This is a genomic window from Collinsella sp. TF07-1 (assembly GCF_003437235.1).
In the GTDB taxonomy this organism is placed as follows: domain Bacteria; phylum Actinomycetota; class Coriobacteriia; order Coriobacteriales; family Coriobacteriaceae; genus Collinsella.
Genome location: NZ_QSRV01000023.1, coordinates 21,917 through 37,878, shown reverse-complemented (window position 1 = coordinate 37,878; position 15,962 = coordinate 21,917). Strand labels below are relative to the sequence as shown.

Here is a 15,962-nt window from a genome sequence, read left to right as displayed (position 1 = left end):
AGATCAAGTCGTCCTCGCAGACGCTCAAGCAGGAATACCTCGATACATACGAGCGAGGTGAATGACATGATACTATTTGAACAGCTGAAGTCCAATGCGTCGCGCATGGCTGTCTACGCCATCCTCGTGGCAACGGCTTTATGCGGAATCGCGGCACCCGTCTATGCGCTCAACGGGGAGAAAGGCGATGTCGAACCCGCGTACATGGCTTCGACGGTTAAGGACCGGTACAAAGCCTTCTCTGGAGACACATTTTACGTAGCAGAGTACGACACGACCTACCGTCAGCTTCGCTACAACAAGGGCTACGACTATCTAGGCGCAGAGGCAATCAGCTATACGTCGGGTTGGTACCGCTCCAACTATGGACACATAACCCAGTTCAAGTGTAACTACCGTGTGTACAACTAAAGCAACCGGCTGGGACGAGGGGCGACGCAAAAGCGTCGCCCCCGTTTTTAACCATGCCAGCTGAACCTGGTTCAGTTTGGTTGATTTCCGATCTCAGCCGAACACATTGAGCGGAAAGGCCGTTCCCGCAGTCAGTCGAACGTCCCCGGGGCCCTTCTCAAGCCCCGGGGACGGCATTTTCCCAGTTGAAGGAACGGTGGAGATGTGTTTCGATGGGTCAGATTCGTGTCGTTCCGAAAAGACCGTGAACCTTTTGTGGGACGCGCGGCGCCGTGGTACCATAACCGAGTTTGTTGTCTTGGTCGGAAACCAAGACGCCTTATGCGCTGATCGGTAACCAGCGCCTGACCAATAAGGAGTCCTACCATGAAGCAGGGTATCCATCCCCAGTATGTCGAGTGCACGGTGACGTGCTCCTGCGGCAACACCTTCAAGACGCACGCTACCGTGTCCGAGATGAAGGTCGAGCTTTGCAACGAGTGCCACCCGTTCTACACCGGCCAGCAGAAGTTCGTCGACACCGGTGGACGCGTCCAGCGCTTCGCCGACAAGTTCGGTGGCGCCGCTGCCGCCCAGCTCAAGAAGGCTGAGGAGGCCAAGGCTGCCAAGGCCGCCAAGGCTGCTGAGGCCGAGGCCGCTCGCAAGGCCGCCGCTGAGGCTAAGGCTGCCGAGAAGGCTAAGCGTGCCGCTAAGTTCGCCGAGGAGGCTGCCAAGCAGGCCGCCGAGGCTCCCGTCGAGGAGGCCGCTGCCGAGGCCGAGACCACCGAGGCTGCTGAGTAAATAGCTCGCCGAGAGAATCGCTCGCATTCATGGCATGAGGGCCGTGCATCCATTTGGGTGCGCGGCCCTTTTTCTTTTTAAATTAGTGCAAACTAACCTTTCCCCATGACACCACATGGCAGAGAGGCGGCGTTTGCCCAGATAGACCTGCCAAAATTAACCTGTCCCATTGTGGCAGGTTGGTCGTAGTTATTACGTGGCGGTCGAGCTCGACCGTATAGGCCGCGCCTTGTTTGGCTAAAGTACAATCATCTGTGTTTAACTCGTCCGCAGCTGCACGGCGTGGGCGATGGCCAAAAAGGAAAACCACATGGGATTCATGTCAAAGCTGCTGTCCTTTGGATCCGATAAGGACCTTAAGCGCTACTACAAGATCGTCGACCAGATCAACGGTCTTGAGCCCCAGTTTGAGAAGATGACCGAGGAGGAACTCCGCGGCCAGACCGATAAGTTCCGCGAGCGTTACGCCAACGGCGAGTCGCTCGACGACATGCTCCCCGAGGCTTTTGCCACCGTGCGCGAGGCTTCCAAGCGCACCATGGGTATGCGCCACTTTGACGTGCAGCTCATTGGCGCCATGGCACTGCACGAGGGCCACATCGCCGAGATGAAGACCGGCGAGGGCAAGACGCTCGTCTCCACCTTGGCCGGCTACCTCAACGCTATCGCCGGCAAGGGCGTGCATGTCGTTACCGTCAATGATTACCTTGCCAAGCGCGACTCCGAGTGGATGGGCCGCATCTATAAGTACTTGGGCATGACCGTCGGTCTGCTCCAGAACAACATGCCGCTCGAGCTCAAGCGCCCGGCCTACCAGGCCGACGTCACCTACGGCACCAACTCCGAGTTCGGCTTTGATTACCTGCGCGACAACATGGTCACCCGTCCCGAGCAGCGCGTGCAGCGCGGTCACAACTACGCCATCGTCGACGAGGTCGACTCCATCCTGATCGATGAGGCTCGCACCCCGCTGATCATCTCGGGCGCTGGCACCAAGTCCGCCAGTACCTACAAGGACTTCGCGCGTGCCGTGCGTGGCCTTGAGCGCGGCGAGGACGTGTCGCACGACATGCTTACCGCCACCGAGGACGTTGAACCCACGGGCGACTACGTCATGGACGAGGCCAAGCACACCATCGCCGCCACCGAGCGCGGCCTTAAGAAAATCGAGCGCCGCCTGGGTATCGATGACATCTACGCCGACCTTTCGGGTCAGCTGGTCAACCACCTGCAACAGGCGCTGAAGGCCCAGTACATGTTCCACCGCGACAAGCAGTACGTGGTCACCAACGGCGAGGTTAAGATCGTCGACGAGTTCACCGGCCGCATTATGGAAGGTCGCCGTTACTCCGAGGGCCTGCACCAGGCCATCGAGGCCAAAGAGGGCGTGCTCGTACGCGAGGAGAACCAGACCCTGGCCACCATCACCCTGCAGAACTACTTCCGTCTGTATGACAAGCTCTCCGGCATGACCGGCACGGCACTTACCGAGGATGCCGAGTTCCGCGAGATCTACAAGCTGCCCGTCGAGGTCATCCCCTCCAACAAGCCCGTGCAGCGCGTGGACCACGAGGACCTGGTGTACCGCACCATTCAGGCCAAGTACAACGCCGTCGCCGACGATGTCGAGCAGCGTCACGCCAAGGGCCAGCCGGTCCTGGTGGGCACCGTCTCCATCGAGAGCTCCGAGAAGCTGTCCGCCGCCCTTACCAAGCGCGGCATCGCACACGAGGTCCTCAACGCCAAGCACCATGAACGCGAGGCCCACATCGTTGCCCAGGCCGGACGCTACGGCGCCGTGACCATCGCTACCAACATGGCCGGTCGTGGTACCGACATCCTGTTGGGCGGCAACCCCGACGAGCTGGTGCGCGAGCGCCTTGAGTACGAGGGCCTGACCATGGAGGACGTGACGCCCGAGCAGCTTGAGCAGTTTAACGCCGAGGCCAAGGAGACCTGCAAGGCCGAGCGCGAGCGCGTGCTTGCCGCCGGCGGCCTGACCGTTATCGGCACCGAGCGCCACGAGTCCCGTCGTATCGACAACCAGCTGCGCGGCCGCTCCGGCCGTCAGGGCGATCCGGGCGAGACCCAGTTCTACCTGTCGCTCGAGGACGACCTCATGCGCCTGTTCGGCGGCGACAAGATGGACCGCGTCTCCAAGATGATGGTCACGGCCGACATGGGCGACGACATGCCCATCCAGCACAAGATCATCTCCAAGGCCGTCGAGAGCGCCCAGCACAAGGTCGAGAGCATCAACTTCTCCATGCGCAAGAGCGTCCTTGAGTACGACGACGTCATGAACAAGCAGCGCCAGGTCATCTACGCTGAGCGCAATAAGATTCTGGACGGCAAGGACCTGACCGACCACATCACCGAGGTCATGCACGACACCGTGTACCGCTGCGTTCAGGAGTTCTGCACCAAGGACAGTCACGATGGCGAGCGCGACCTGGAGGGCCTGCGCAAGTGGGTTGTGGAGCTCACCGGCCACATCGATACGCCGAAGTTCCCCGACGAGGATTATGAGGCTCTGGCTGCCGATGTCCTGGCTTACGTAGAGAAGTGCTACAACATGAAGGCCGAGCGCTTGGGCGAGGACCTGATGCGCGAGCTCAACACCCAGGTCATGCTGCGCGTCATTGATACCCGCTGGATGAACTACCTGCAGGAGATGGACTATCTCAAGACCGGCATCGGCCTGCGCGGCTTTGGCCAGCGCGACCCGCTGGTCGAGTACAAGACCGAGGCCTACGGCGCGTTCCAGATCCTCGTCGACACCATGTACGAGGATTACCTGCGCACGGTTCTGCGCATCGAGATCAAGGCTGCCCCGCGTGCCGTGGAGCACAAGGAAGAGCCCGCGCTCGAGGGTGCGCGCTTCTCCGGTCCTGCCGAGGTCGATGGCGACAACGGCAACTCGGTGCTGCGCAAGCAGGCGCAGGTGCAGGCCCGCACGGCTGTCCAGGGTGGTCCGGCTGCCGTCAACAACGGTGGCAAGGTGACCACCTATCGCAAGTCCGAGAGCGACGATCCGTACGTCAACGTGGGCCGCAACGACCCGTGCCCCTGCGGTAGCGGCAAGAAGTTTAAGTACTGCCACGGCAGGAATCGTTAATGGCTGAGGCTTTAGAGGTAACGCTCGCCGAGCTGGACGCGTTTGCGGACCGGCTCGGCGAGGTCGAGTCGTATCTCCACTTGGACGAAAAGCGCACGCGCGTGACCGAGCTCGAGGCCAAAAGCGTGGCCCCCGGCTTTTGGGATGACGCCGACGCCGCCCGTGCCACCATGGAGGAAATCGCGCGCACCAAGGAAGATATCGCCGCCGTGGACAATGCGCGCGGCGAGCTTTCCGATGCCCGCGCCGCGCTGGAGCTTGCCGAGGAGATGGGGGATGACCCCGATGCCGCCGCTCTTCGCGAGGAGGCTACAGCCACGGCTGAGCGCCTGGCCCGTGCCATCGATGAGCTTGAGCTTTCGAGCTGGTTTACCGGTGAGTTCGATCACGGCGATGCCATTGTGACCATCAAGCCCGGACAGGGTGGTCTGGAGGCCCAGGACTGGACCTTCATGCTCTTTAAGATGTACATGAAGTACTGCCAGCGTCGCGGCTGGAAGGTCACGATTAACGACTGCCCCGCTGCTGGGGTCATCGGCATCGACCGCGCGACCTTTACCGTCGAGGGCAAGGACGCATTTGGCATGCTGCGCGCCGAGGCCGGCGTCCACCGCTTGGTTCGCATTAGCCCCACCGACGACAAGAAGCGCCGCCAGACCACGTTTGCCGGCGTCGAGGTCATCCCCGTGCTACCCGATGATATCGACATCGAAATCAGTCCCGATGACATCCGCGTGGACGTGTACCACGCGAGCGGCCCGGGCGGTCAGGGCGTTAACACCACCGACTCCGCCGTGCGCGTGACGCATTTCCCCAGCGGCATTGTGGTCACCTGCCAAAACGAGCGCAGCCAGATCCAGAACAAGGCCGCGTGCATGCAGATCCTCAAGGCTCGCCTGTACGAGATTGAGCTCGAGAAGCGCGCCGAGGCCCTGGATGAGATTCGCGGACCCAAAACCACGATTGGTTTTGGCAACCAGATCCGCAGCTACGTGCTCTACCCGTATCAGATGGTTAAGGACCTACGCACGGGCGTTGAGACCAGCAACGTCGAGGCAGTTCTTGACGATGGCGACCTGGACCCGTTTGTTATTGGCTATCATCGCTGGGCCACCGGCAACGCCGATGCAGAAGGCTCGGAGATCTAAAACATCGGGCGGCTTCAAGCCGATGCTAAGCCCAACGGTTGGACGGGTTTGTATCCGGAATAAACCCTGCGCAGGGGTGGTTTTTGTCCGGCGAATCGGTAGAATCGAATACAGCAAGAAGTTCGAAGCGCATCCGTTTGGGTGCGCTTTTTTGAGGGAGGCAGCATGGCATATCGTCTGGACATTAAGCGTATTCTTTCGATGAACTTCTTTCACGACCTGCCCCAGATTATGTTGGGGTGCGCTCTGGCCGCTATTGCGACCGACCTGTTTTTGATTCCCAACGGCCTTGCTGCCGGTGGCGTTACGGGCCTTGCCACCATTATCCAGGCGGTCGGCGCATCGCGCGGTCTATCGCTTCCCGTTGGTATTCAGACGATCGTGATGAACGCCTTGCTGCTGCTGGTCGTTATGCGCGAGGGTGGCATGTTCTACGTGGTGCAGACGGCGACGGGCTTTGTGCTGCTGGGCTTTTTCACCGACCTGTTCGCTCCGTTTGTGGCGCCGCTGGCACATGCCGATCTGATGCTGCCCGCTATGTGGGGCGGCATCATCACGGGCATCGGTTATGGCATGGTGCTGCGCGCCGGCGCCAACACCGGCGGCTCGGACACGATTGGCCAAATCATCTCGCGTAATACCTCGCTGCCCGTGGGCTCGACCGTCATGGCGATCGATGTTGCCGTATGTGCGCTGTCGGCTCCGGTCTTTTCAATCGAAAATGCACTATATGCAGGCCTTTCGATGGTCATTAGCGGCTACGTGATCGATGCCGTGGTCGATGGTGGCAACAAACGCCGTATGGTACTCATCATCTCGGACAAGTTCCCCGATATCGCTGCCGATATCATGTATGGCCTGGGTCGTGGTTGTACCAAGTTTAAGGCGACTGGCATGTATTCGGGTGCCGAGAAGCCGGTGATCATGGTCATCGTGAGCCGTCGGGAGCTCAATACCCTCAAGACGATCGTGCGCGAGCGCGATCCTCACGCCATTGTGACGGTCGCCGACGTTACGGAAGCCTTCGGCGAGGGATTCAAGGACATTAGCGCGTAGGGCCGACCGCGTCCTATCCAAAAGACGTTCACATTGATAAACCGTTTCATCAGCGGTTCTGCCTGCTCAATTGTTCAAATAATGATAAAAACTCTGGTAAAGCCATCAGTTTCCAGCATAATGAATGACGTACGTGCATTGCGGCTGTGTTGGGATTACCTTCGGTGCCGTGCGCATTTTGTCTAATGAGGATGAAAGGAAGGCACAATGAGCGACGAAGAGCTCAAAAAGGTTGCCAACGAGGTAAGGAAGGGCATCGTCACCGGCGTGCACGCTGCCAAGTCCGGCCATCCGGGCGGTTCGCTCGGCGCTGCCGACATCATGACCTATCTGTACTTTGAGGAAATGAACGTCGACCCGTCCGATCCCCGCAAGGCCGATCGCGACCGTTTTGTGCTCTCCAAGGGCCATTGCGCTCCGGGCCTGTACGCCGTGCTCGCCGAGCGCGGGTTCTTCCCCAAGGAGGATCTTGAGACGCTGCGCCACATCGGCAGCCACCTGCAGGGTCACCCCAACATGAACGACACCCCGGGCGTCGACATGTCCACCGGCTCGCTCGGCCAGGGCATTTCCGCCGCCGTGGGCATGGCCGTTGCCGCCAAGCACTGGGGCGATACTTATCGCACGTACGCCCTGCTGGGTGATGGCGAGAGCGAGGAGGGCCAGGTCTGGGAGGCCGCCATGTTTGCCGGCAACCAGCAGCTCGATAACCTCTGCGTGATCGTCGACCACAACGGCCTTCAGATTGACGGTCCCGTCGAGGAGGTCAACGACCCCATGCCGCTCGCCGACAAGTTCCGCGCGTTCAAGTTCCACGTGGTTGAGCTCGCCGACGGCAACGACTTCGACCAGATCCGCGCCGCCTTTGCCGAGGCTCGCGCCACCAAGGGGCAGCCGACCGCCATTATCGCCGAGACCACAAAGGGCAAGGGCGTGTCCTTTATGGAGAACCAGGTTGGCTGGCACGGCAAGGCCCCCAACGATGAACAGTTTGAGCAGGCCATGGCAGAGCTCACGGCCGCCGGAGAGGAGCTCTAGGATGGCAGACGTCAAGAAAATCGCCACGCGTGTAAGCTACGGCGAGGCCCTCGTCGAGCTTGCCAACGAGCACGATGACTTTGTGGTCCTCGACGCCGACCTGGCCGCCGCCACGCAGACCGGTAAGTTTAAGGCCGCTTGCCCCGACCGCTTCTTCGATGTGGGCATTGCCGAGAGCAACCTGATGGGCGTCGCCGCCGGTATCGCGACCACTGGTCGTGTTGCCTTCGCGAGTACCTTTGCCATGTTCGCTGCCGGTCGCGCCTTTGAGCAGGTCCGCAACTCCATCGGCTACCCGCACCTCAACGTCAAGATCGGCGCCACGCACGCCGGTATTTCGGTCGGCGAGGACGGCGCCACGCACCAGTGCTGCGAGGATATCGCCCTCATGCGCGTCATCCCCGGCATGACCGTAATTGTTCCCGCCGACGACGTGGAGGCCCGCGCCGTGACGCGCGCCGCCTACGAGTGCGACGGTCCGGTGTACATGCGCTTCGCCCGTTTGGCCTCGCCGGTTATCAACGACCCCGAGACCTACAAGTTCGAGTTGGGTAAGGGCATTGTCATGCGCGAGGGCGCCGATGTGACCATCATCGCCTGCGGCCTGATGGTCGGCGAGGCTCTCGAGGCCGCCGAGCAGCTCGCTGCCGAGGGCATCGACGCCGAGGTCATCAACATGCACACCATCAAGCCCATCGATGCCGACCTGATCGTCAAGAGCGCCACCAAGACCGGCCACGTCGTGACCGTCGAGGAGCACTCTGTGATCGGTGGCCTGGGCAGCGCCGTTGCCGACGTCCTGTGTGAGCAGTGCCCGACGCCGCTCAAGAAGATTGGCGTCAACGACACCTTCGGCGAGTCCGGCCCGGGTGCCGAGCTCCTGCACAAGTACGGCCTGGACGCCGCCAACATCGTGGCGACCACCAAGGAGTTCTTGGCATAAGGCAAGACGAGGCAAAGTATCGCGTCGACAACCGCAAACAAGCCAGAACAGGGGCGTCCTCAAAGAGGGCGCCCCTGTTTATGCTGAATTTAAATTAGAGTCCTGCCAAGCAAAGTTCCCATGGGGAAACGGGCCCATCCCAACAAAGTGCAATTCAGACCCTTCCAACTTTGTATGCGCAGCATCTCAAGTTGGTGCGTCGGCCCCATAGTAGCCGCAGGCCGGGCGCAGGGTTACCTCCCAAATCTTTCCGCAGGACGGAGGCGCCCCCGCAGCGCGAAGCGCGCAGCGGGGGCGCCGACATGTCCGAGGACGATTTGGGAGGTAACCCTGTGCGCAGCCGGTGGGACCAAACCCCGCCATGCTTCTTATGTGCAGTAAAGCTAATGCTGCTAAAATACAAAGCGCTCATGTAGTTTAAACGCACGACGATAAGGAGCACCAGTGGGTAACCACTTCCGTACCTCCGGTGCGGGCGATGATGCCCCCAAGACGCAGACGGGCGTCCAGGGCAGTCGTTTCGCCGCTCCGGATTCAGAGGGCCAGCCTGTTGCTCAGGCCCCCGCTCAGCCGGCAGATCAGGCACAGCCGGCATCCGATCCCTTTGCCTACAATCCCACCAGCGATGTCGCGCTTTCCGGCACGGCGGGTTTTGAGCCCGTTCAGGCCGTGACCGCTCGCGTGGAGCAGCCTCAGGCTGGCGCCGCCACGCCGCAGCCTACCATGGCCGGCATTCCCGACCCCATGGCCCCTGCGACGCCGGTTCCTCAGCCTGCGCAGTCCGGTCTCTTTGCCGCTATTCCCGATCCCACGCAGCCTGCTGCCCCGGTGGTCGAGAGCGATCAGGCCGCCGAGGTCGCAAGCCTCGATAACGCGCTCAACAACCCCGATTTTACGTCGGTGTTTGCGCCCATCGATCCGCAAGCCAGCCGCAAGAAGATGGCCAAGCAGGCCGGTGTCGAGCCCGTCATCCTTATGGAGCATGTCACCAAGATCTATCCGGCACAGCCCAACAAGCCTGCACTCGACGACATCAACATCGAGATCTATCCGGGCGAGTTCGTCTTCCTGGTCGGTCATTCCGGCTCGGGTAAGACCACGCTGCTGTCGACGCTCAACCGCGACGTCAAGCCGACGAGCGGCCGCATCTTGGTTGCCGGTCAGGACCTCATGAAGATCAAGAACCGCAAGGTTCCGTTCCTGCGCCGCCAGATTGGCGCCGTGTTCCAGGACTTTAAGCTTCTGCCGCAAAAGACCGCCTACGAAAACGTGGCGTTTGCCCTGCAGTGCATCGGCAAGCCCAAGGGCGTCATTCGCAGCCAGGTGCCGGAGGTGCTGCGTCTGGTCGGTCTGGCCGATCAGATGGACTCGCTGCCCGACCAGCTTTCCGGTGGCGAGCAGCAGCGCGTTGCCGTTGCCCGCGCCATGGTCAACCGCCCGCCGCTTTTGATCTGTGACGAGCCCACGGGCAACCTCGACCCGGCGATCTCGCTGGGCATCATGAAGCTGCTCGAGCGTATTAACCGCACCGGCACCACCGTGATCGTCGCCACGCACGACCGCGAGATGGTCGATAGCATGCACCGTCGCGTGATCGCCCTCGAGGGCGGCCACGTTATCCGCGACCAGGAGAGGGGAGGTTACGGCAACTATGGCACCAACTAACGTGGGCTACTCCTTCAAAGAGGCAATCAGTCACTTCTTCCGTAACTGGACTACCTCGCTCGGCGCCGTCATCACGATCTTCCTTTCGCTGTTTATCATCGGCCTGTTCATCATGGGCTCCGCGATGCTGAACTCCGTGATCGGCACCGTCGAGGATCAGGTTGTCATCAACGCGTTCATTAGCGATGACGCCGATCAGGCCGATGTTCAGGCTTTTGAGGCCGAGCTTAAGACGTGGAATAACGTCAAGTCCGTGACCTATAAGGACAAGGACGACGCGCTGGCCGAGTATACGAGCAAGATGTCGGGCAACGCCGACGCCACCATGAGCGCGCTCGATGGCCAGAACCCGCTGCCGGCTTCGTTTGCAATTGAGATGGACGATCCGTCCAAGGTCGAGAGCACGGCCCAGAAGCTCAAGAAGAACGCCGACTTCCAGAAGATCGCGGATGACGGCGACGTCAACGCGAGCGTGCTGTACGGCCAAGAGGAAGTGAGCCGCCTGTTCCAGGTGACCAACTACATCCGCATCGCCGCCGTGGTGCTCGTTGGCCTTTTGACCTTTATCGCATTCATCTTCATCAACAACACGATTCGCCTGTCCATCACGGCGCGTCGTCGTGAGATTGCGATTATGCGTCTGGTCGGCGCCAGCAACGGCTTCATTCGCGGCCCGTTTATCACCGAGGGCGTACTGCAGGCCATTTTGGGCTCGCTGCTTTCCATCGGCGTTCTGGAGCTGCTGCGCAATCTGATGATTCCGCGTTTGCAGGAGAGCATCGGCTGGATGTCGTTTGCCCTGCCGATGCAGTACTACCTGGTGACCTATGCTGCGCTGATTCTGGTCGGTGTGATTATCGGTCTCTTTGGTTCTGCCATAGCCATGCGCCGCTACCTGCGCGTGTAGGCATGCCTGGAATTCATCCCTTCCAACGGGTCGTCTCTTATGGGGCGGCCCGTTTTTTGATCTCTAGGGGACGGCAGGAAAGCGAATCATTTGGGTAGACTCTTTGGAGTTCGTCATCGATAGCAAGGAGGCGCCATGGGGCGCAATAACAAGCATAAGCGCGGTGCCCGCAATATGCGTGGGCCGGTGCGCAGCGAACGCCGTCCGAGCCTGACCGGGCGCGTGCAGCTCCATGAGCATGGCGCCTATGTCATAACCGAGAGCGGCGACTACAAGGTTATGGGCCGCGGTAAGCGCGAGATCATGGATGGCGATACCGTTGCCGTGAGCATTAAGAACAGCCCGCACGGTGAGTGGCGCGCCGTGATCGAAGGCGTGGTTGAGCGCGCAGCCATAAGCGTGGTGGGTGCGTACCAGACCGCTGGTCCGCTCGGTGTGATCGAGCCGCTCGATTCGCGCCTGAAGGCCGACTTCTTCATTCTGCCCGAGGATACCTCGGCGGATCGTCTGGGCGTCCACCCGGGTGATGCCGTTGTCGCGCGCATTTTGACCTACCCGACGCGCCTGGAATCGGGCACCGTGACGATCGAACGCCGCATTGGCGGAGATGACGCGCCCGATTTGGGCGTTCAATACGTGATGGCGCGTTACGGCTATACCGATAGCTATCCCGAGGCCGCGCTGGACGAGGCCGAGGGACTTTCGCTCGATGTGTCCGCGGCGCTTAAGGACCCGCTCCGCCGCGATCTGCGCGACCGCTTTGTCATCACGATCGACCCGGTCGACGCGCGCGACTTTGACGATGCCATTTCGCTTGAGCGCACGCCCGAGGGTGGCTACAAGCTGGGTGTGCATATCGCTGACGTTTCTCACTATGTGGCTTGGGACGGGCATATCGATCTTGAGGCTCGCCATCGTACGACATCGGTGTATCTGGCCGATCGCGTGCTTCCCATGCTGCCCGAACGCCTGTCCTGTGACCTGTGTTCGCTTCGCCCTGACGAGGACCGTCTTGCGTTTACCGTTGACATTGAACTCGATGCGCAGGGTCGCGTGCGGCATTACGATCCGTACCCCAGCGTGATTCGCTCGCGTGTGCGTATGGACTATGACGGCGCCGAGGCGCTGCTGGTGCGTGCCGGCGCGGTGGAGTATGGGGTGCTGGAAGGCGCCGCTGAGGATGTTGCGGCTGCTGAGGCCTCGCGCGAGGAGGCGCTTGAGCGCGGTCTTGCGTGCGAGGAAACTGCTCGCGGCTATAACGTCGACCTCGGCGATTTCCTTGTCGCCGCCAACGAACTCGCCGAACTTCGCCGTCGTATTCGTCGTGCCCGCGGCTCAGTCGATTTTGACACGGCCGAGATTCGCGCTCTATTGGATGAGGACGGAGTGCCCGTGCAGATTGTGGCGCGCGAGCGTTCGTGTGCCACGTCGCTTATCGAGGAAGCCATGCTACTCGCCAACGAGTGCGTTGCAGAGTGGCTGGCAGACCGTGATATCGAGGCCTGCTATCGCGTGCATGAGGATCCGAGCCCCGATAGCCTGCACGGTGCCGCCGTTGCGCTGGCGCAGCTAGGCATCATCGACGATCGCCGTGCTGCCGGTATCGCCCTGGGGAGTCCCGATGAGCTACAGGCTGCAGTTGATGCTGCCGCCGGTACGGCCAACGCACCGCTCGTCAACACGCTGCTTCTGCGCAGCATGCAGCGCGCACTGTACAAGCCGCGCAACGAGGGCCACTTTGCGCTCGCCGCGCCGTGCTACTGTCACTTTACGAGTCCCATCCGTCGCTACCCCGATCTGGTGGTGCACCGCGTGCTCAAACTGCAGTTGGCCTATGAGCAGCTCGGCGGCAAGGACGCCCTGGTCCGTACGCCGCGGCTGATCGGCAAGGGGCGCGAGTCGCTGCCGCGCATTCTGCCGCAGATCTGCCGCGCATGCAGCGATGCCGAGCGCGCGGCAGATGCCGCTAGCCATGCGACGCAAAAGATCAAGATTGCCCAGTACTATGAGGACCGTCTGGGCGAGCGCTATGCCGGAACCGTCTCGTGGGTTAGCAGCATGGGCCTCTTTGTGCGCTTGGACCTGACGCAGGTCGAAGGCTTGGTTTCGATCAAGAGCCTGGGCAACGAGTGGTTCGAGTTCGACGAGGATGCGCTTACGCTGACGGGCGCCGACACGGGGACTCGCTATGAACTGGGCCAGCGCGTGATTATCGAGGTCTCGCGCGTCAATACCACGCGTGGGCACTTGGACTTTAAGCTTATCCATTAGCCAAATCTCGACTCATGGCGGGAGAGCGGAGGGCGGTCTTTCGGGGCCGCCCTCCGCATTTGGATCATGGCTACCTTGCCGTCTGCTCGGCCGCCCGCTTACCTGCTATTTGAGAGGTAAAACCTACCAAAATAAACCTGTCCCTTTTTGGCAGGTTTACAAGAAAGCGGGGATGAGATGGCGACGGTGTATGGTTATGCGCGGGTGAGTTCGCGCGATCAGAATCTTAATCGGCAGCTGGATGCGCTGGGCGCCTATGGCGTGGGCTCGGCGAATATTTATGCCGACCATGCGAGCGGCAAGGACTTCGATCGACCGCGCTATCGCGAGCTGCTGCACGTCCTGGGAGACGGGGACGTGCTGGTGGTGCTTTCTATCGACCGACTTGGTCGTAATTACTCCGAGATTCTTGAGGAATGGCGTCGCATTACCAAGGAGCTCGGGGTTGCCATTGTGGTGTTGGACATGCCATTGCTTGACACGCGCGCCAGGGCAAGCGGCACGCCGGATGTGACTAATGCCCTGATTGCCGATATTGTGCTGCAACTGCTGAGCTACGTGGCGCAGGTGGAGCGCGAGAATATCCATCGGCGCCAAGCGGAGGGAATTGCAGCGGCGCGGGCGCGAGGGGTCCGTTTCGGTCGACCTCGCAAGCCGTGCCCTCCTCAGTTTGATCTGGTACGGGATAGCTATGAGGCGGGCGATATTACCCGCAGCCAGGCAGCAAAGTGCCTGGGCGTGTGCGTGGGGACGTTTGATCGCTGGATGCGCGAGGCGGGGTAGGGGTTTGCGTCGCTTTGTCGCTTCCTGTTGCGATTCAAATTTTGATACGATGGCGATGTCATTTGGGGCTACACTCGCTGATATTCAAAAAAGGAGGTAGGCCCTTGGCGCGCGTAAAACAAATAATCGGATGGACCGCAATCGTTCTGTTTACTGCAACGCTGGCGGGCATCTGGGTGCTGACGGAGCAAAATGCGGTGGAGACGTCGTTGCTGAGCGAGTCCACCGCGCGTGTGGTGGAGGGTCAAGCTACGGGCGTACAGGCTGCCGATGTCGCGGGTGAAGCTCAGACCGAGAACGGGATGACCGGGGGCACCGATTCGGCTGCTTCGAATGTCCGGTCTGGCCGACTTGCTTCCATTCGCATGTGGGTGGGCACGAACGTCCGTCGCGTTGCCCATACCGTAGAGTTTTTCTTCGTCGGATTGTTCGCCTCGGTGGTCGTGGTTTGCTTTTCCGGGCGTCCGTGGAGCGTATGCTCCCGTTGCGTGCCCGTGTTGCTCTTTTGCGCCGTCTGCTCCGTTGGCGATCAGGTACATAAGATCTTTGTTCCCGGCAGGCATTTCGACGTTATCGATTTAGGATTCGATGCTGTGGGCTATGTCACCGCCATGCTGTTGGTATTGCTGACGGCGGCGTTGGTGCGCCGTGCGACTCGGCCGATCGGCGCCCATGCGAGGCGCTAGCCTTAAGACGAGACATCGCGACTGCCTACGCTTCGACATTGACTACAATAACGGCTGCAATCGCGAGTGGTCGTCGATGTGCAGTTTTCCAGACACCTGTTTTCTCTAAGAAAGGAAATCCCATGACCGTACTGTTTGTTGAATATCCCAAGTGCTCGACCTGCAAGAAGGCCAAGGCATGGCTGGACGAACACGGGGTAGAGTATATCGACCGCGATATCGTTTTGGACAATCCCACGGCTGATGAGCTTGCGACCTGGATTGCTCGTTCGGGACTGCCGGTGCGGCGCTTCTTTAATTCGTCGGGCATGAAATATCGAGAGCTGGGCCTGAAGGCGCGTCTGGATGCGGGCGTGACGGATCGGGAGTGCTACGAGCTGCTGGCGACCGACGGCATGCTGGTTAAGCGCCCACTGCTGGTGGGCGACGACTTTGCGATTCCTGGCTTTAAGGAATCGGCTTGGGCCGAGGCATTGCTGTAGCGGCTGCGGAAAGTGCGACCCGTTTTGAGTGCTCAGGGTGGGACGTGTTTTCCATCGGCGGGCTCGCTCGGCTCAATCCTCCAACTGCGCCCATTCGTGCGGATCGTAGACCTTTACGTGCTTGTTGGGCTTGCCGCTCCAGTACTCCTCGTCCATAAAGGGCAGATATGCCTGAACGCCGGGGCAGATAAAGGGGATCCGCTGCTGTTGCAGTCGCTCGCGCTGGCGCTGCTCCAGGTGCGCCTCGGATATGACAGTCGGCATACCGGACAGCTCGACGAGGCTTGCCTGGATTCGCTTAAGGTCGGGGAGTCCCGCGTGCCATGACATCCGCATGATCAAAAAGGATGCACGGCGGTATTTTGCCTGCATCACCGTGATGGCGGGGCGCAGAGTGGGATGGATTTTGTCCCGTTCGGGCCAAAGGTCAGCAGTGATCTCGAGGCCCAGGGTCTCCCATAGGTAATCAAGCTCTTCGTCCATGGCGCCTCGATATCTACGTGATCATTGATACTTCGATTGTGTTGCCTGGTGCTATCGTTTTCGCGGTAGAATCTGCCAACGGTTGACGGCTACCGCTCGCGGCGTTTTGCCCTTCGTGTGCAGCGGTCGACTTCACAGGTCCTTCATGTGTTGGCCGTATTTGACTGAATTTCAAAAAAGTCAAAATTGGG

Annotated in this window: 14 protein-coding genes; 13 read left to right on the top strand and 1 reads right to left on the bottom strand. The window is 60.6% G+C overall.

Going from position 1 to position 15,962, the window contains the following annotated elements:
* The first annotated feature begins 66 nt into the window (after nt 1-66).
* From DXC67_RS08520 to DXC67_RS08460, 13 genes are all read left to right on the top strand, one after another.
* Complete coding sequence (locus DXC67_RS08520; protein ID WP_117638072.1) at nt 67-411, top strand: hypothetical protein; 345 nt, start codon at nt 67-69, stop codon at nt 409-411.
* A 366-nt stretch (nt 412-777) separates the two neighbouring features.
* Nucleotides 778-1,191 carry a 50S ribosomal protein L31 gene (gene rpmE, locus DXC67_RS08515; RefSeq protein WP_117638071.1) on the top strand — a complete coding sequence of 138 codons (414 nt, stop codon included), beginning with the start codon at nt 778-780 and terminating at the stop codon, nt 1,189-1,191.
* A gap of 310 nt (nt 1,192-1,501) precedes the next feature.
* A complete protein-coding gene (gene secA / locus DXC67_RS08510; protein WP_117638070.1) occupies nt 1,502-4,309 on the top strand; it encodes a preprotein translocase subunit SecA in 2,808 nt (935 codons plus the stop codon).
* Nucleotides 4,309-5,457, top strand: coding sequence for a peptide chain release factor 2 (prfB, locus tag DXC67_RS08505; RefSeq protein ID WP_117638069.1), 1,149 nt, complete (start codon nt 4,309-4,311; stop codon nt 5,455-5,457). Before secA ends, prfB begins: the two co-directional genes overlap by 1 nt.
* A 165-nt stretch (nt 5,458-5,622) precedes the next feature.
* Nucleotides 5,623-6,513, top strand: coding sequence for a YitT family protein (locus tag DXC67_RS08500; RefSeq protein WP_117564199.1), 891 nt, complete (start codon nt 5,623-5,625; stop codon nt 6,511-6,513).
* Between the two features lie 207 nt (nt 6,514-6,720).
* The gene (locus tag DXC67_RS08495) at nt 6,721-7,551 is read left to right on the top strand and encodes a transketolase (protein WP_117638068.1); all 831 of its coding nucleotides are present in this window, start codon (nt 6,721-6,723) and stop codon (nt 7,549-7,551) included.
* A gap of 1 nt (nt 7,552) precedes the next feature.
* On the top strand, nt 7,553-8,494 hold the full coding sequence (locus tag DXC67_RS08490) for a transketolase family protein (protein WP_006235309.1): 942 nt from the start codon (nt 7,553-7,555) through the stop codon (nt 8,492-8,494).
* A gap of 444 nt (nt 8,495-8,938) precedes the next feature.
* On the top strand, nt 8,939-10,159 hold the full coding sequence (gene ftsE, locus DXC67_RS08485; protein WP_117638067.1) for a cell division ATP-binding protein FtsE: 1,221 nt from the start codon (nt 8,939-8,941) through the stop codon (nt 10,157-10,159).
* Nucleotides 10,146-11,066, top strand: coding sequence for a permease-like cell division protein FtsX (ftsX, locus tag DXC67_RS08480; RefSeq protein WP_089572231.1), 921 nt, complete (start codon nt 10,146-10,148; stop codon nt 11,064-11,066). Before ftsE ends, ftsX begins: the two co-directional genes overlap by 14 nt.
* 135 nt (nt 11,067-11,201) lie before the next feature.
* Entirely contained in the window at nt 11,202-13,337 is a 2,136-nt protein-coding gene (locus DXC67_RS08475; RefSeq protein WP_117638066.1) for a ribonuclease R family protein, read from the top strand.
* 177 nt (nt 13,338-13,514) lie between these two features.
* Nucleotides 13,515-14,120, top strand: a complete 606-nt coding sequence (locus tag DXC67_RS08470) for a recombinase family protein (RefSeq protein WP_117638065.1) — start codon at nt 13,515-13,517, stop codon at nt 14,118-14,120.
* A gap of 104 nt (nt 14,121-14,224) precedes the next feature.
* Nucleotides 14,225-14,806, top strand: a complete 582-nt coding sequence (locus tag DXC67_RS08465) for a VanZ family protein (protein WP_117638064.1) — start codon at nt 14,225-14,227, stop codon at nt 14,804-14,806.
* A gap of 122 nt (nt 14,807-14,928) precedes the next feature.
* Nucleotides 14,929-15,288 carry an arsenate reductase family protein gene (locus DXC67_RS08460; protein ID WP_117638063.1) on the top strand — a complete coding sequence of 120 codons (360 nt, stop codon included), beginning with the start codon at nt 14,929-14,931 and terminating at the stop codon, nt 15,286-15,288.
* 72 nt (nt 15,289-15,360) lie between these two features.
* Here DXC67_RS08460 and DXC67_RS08455 read toward each other — a convergent pair whose 3' ends face one another.
* Complete coding sequence (locus tag DXC67_RS08455; RefSeq protein ID WP_117564211.1) at nt 15,361-15,771, bottom strand: hypothetical protein; 411 nt, start codon at nt 15,769-15,771, stop codon at nt 15,361-15,363.
* Nucleotides 15,772-15,962 lie beyond the last annotated feature (191 nt).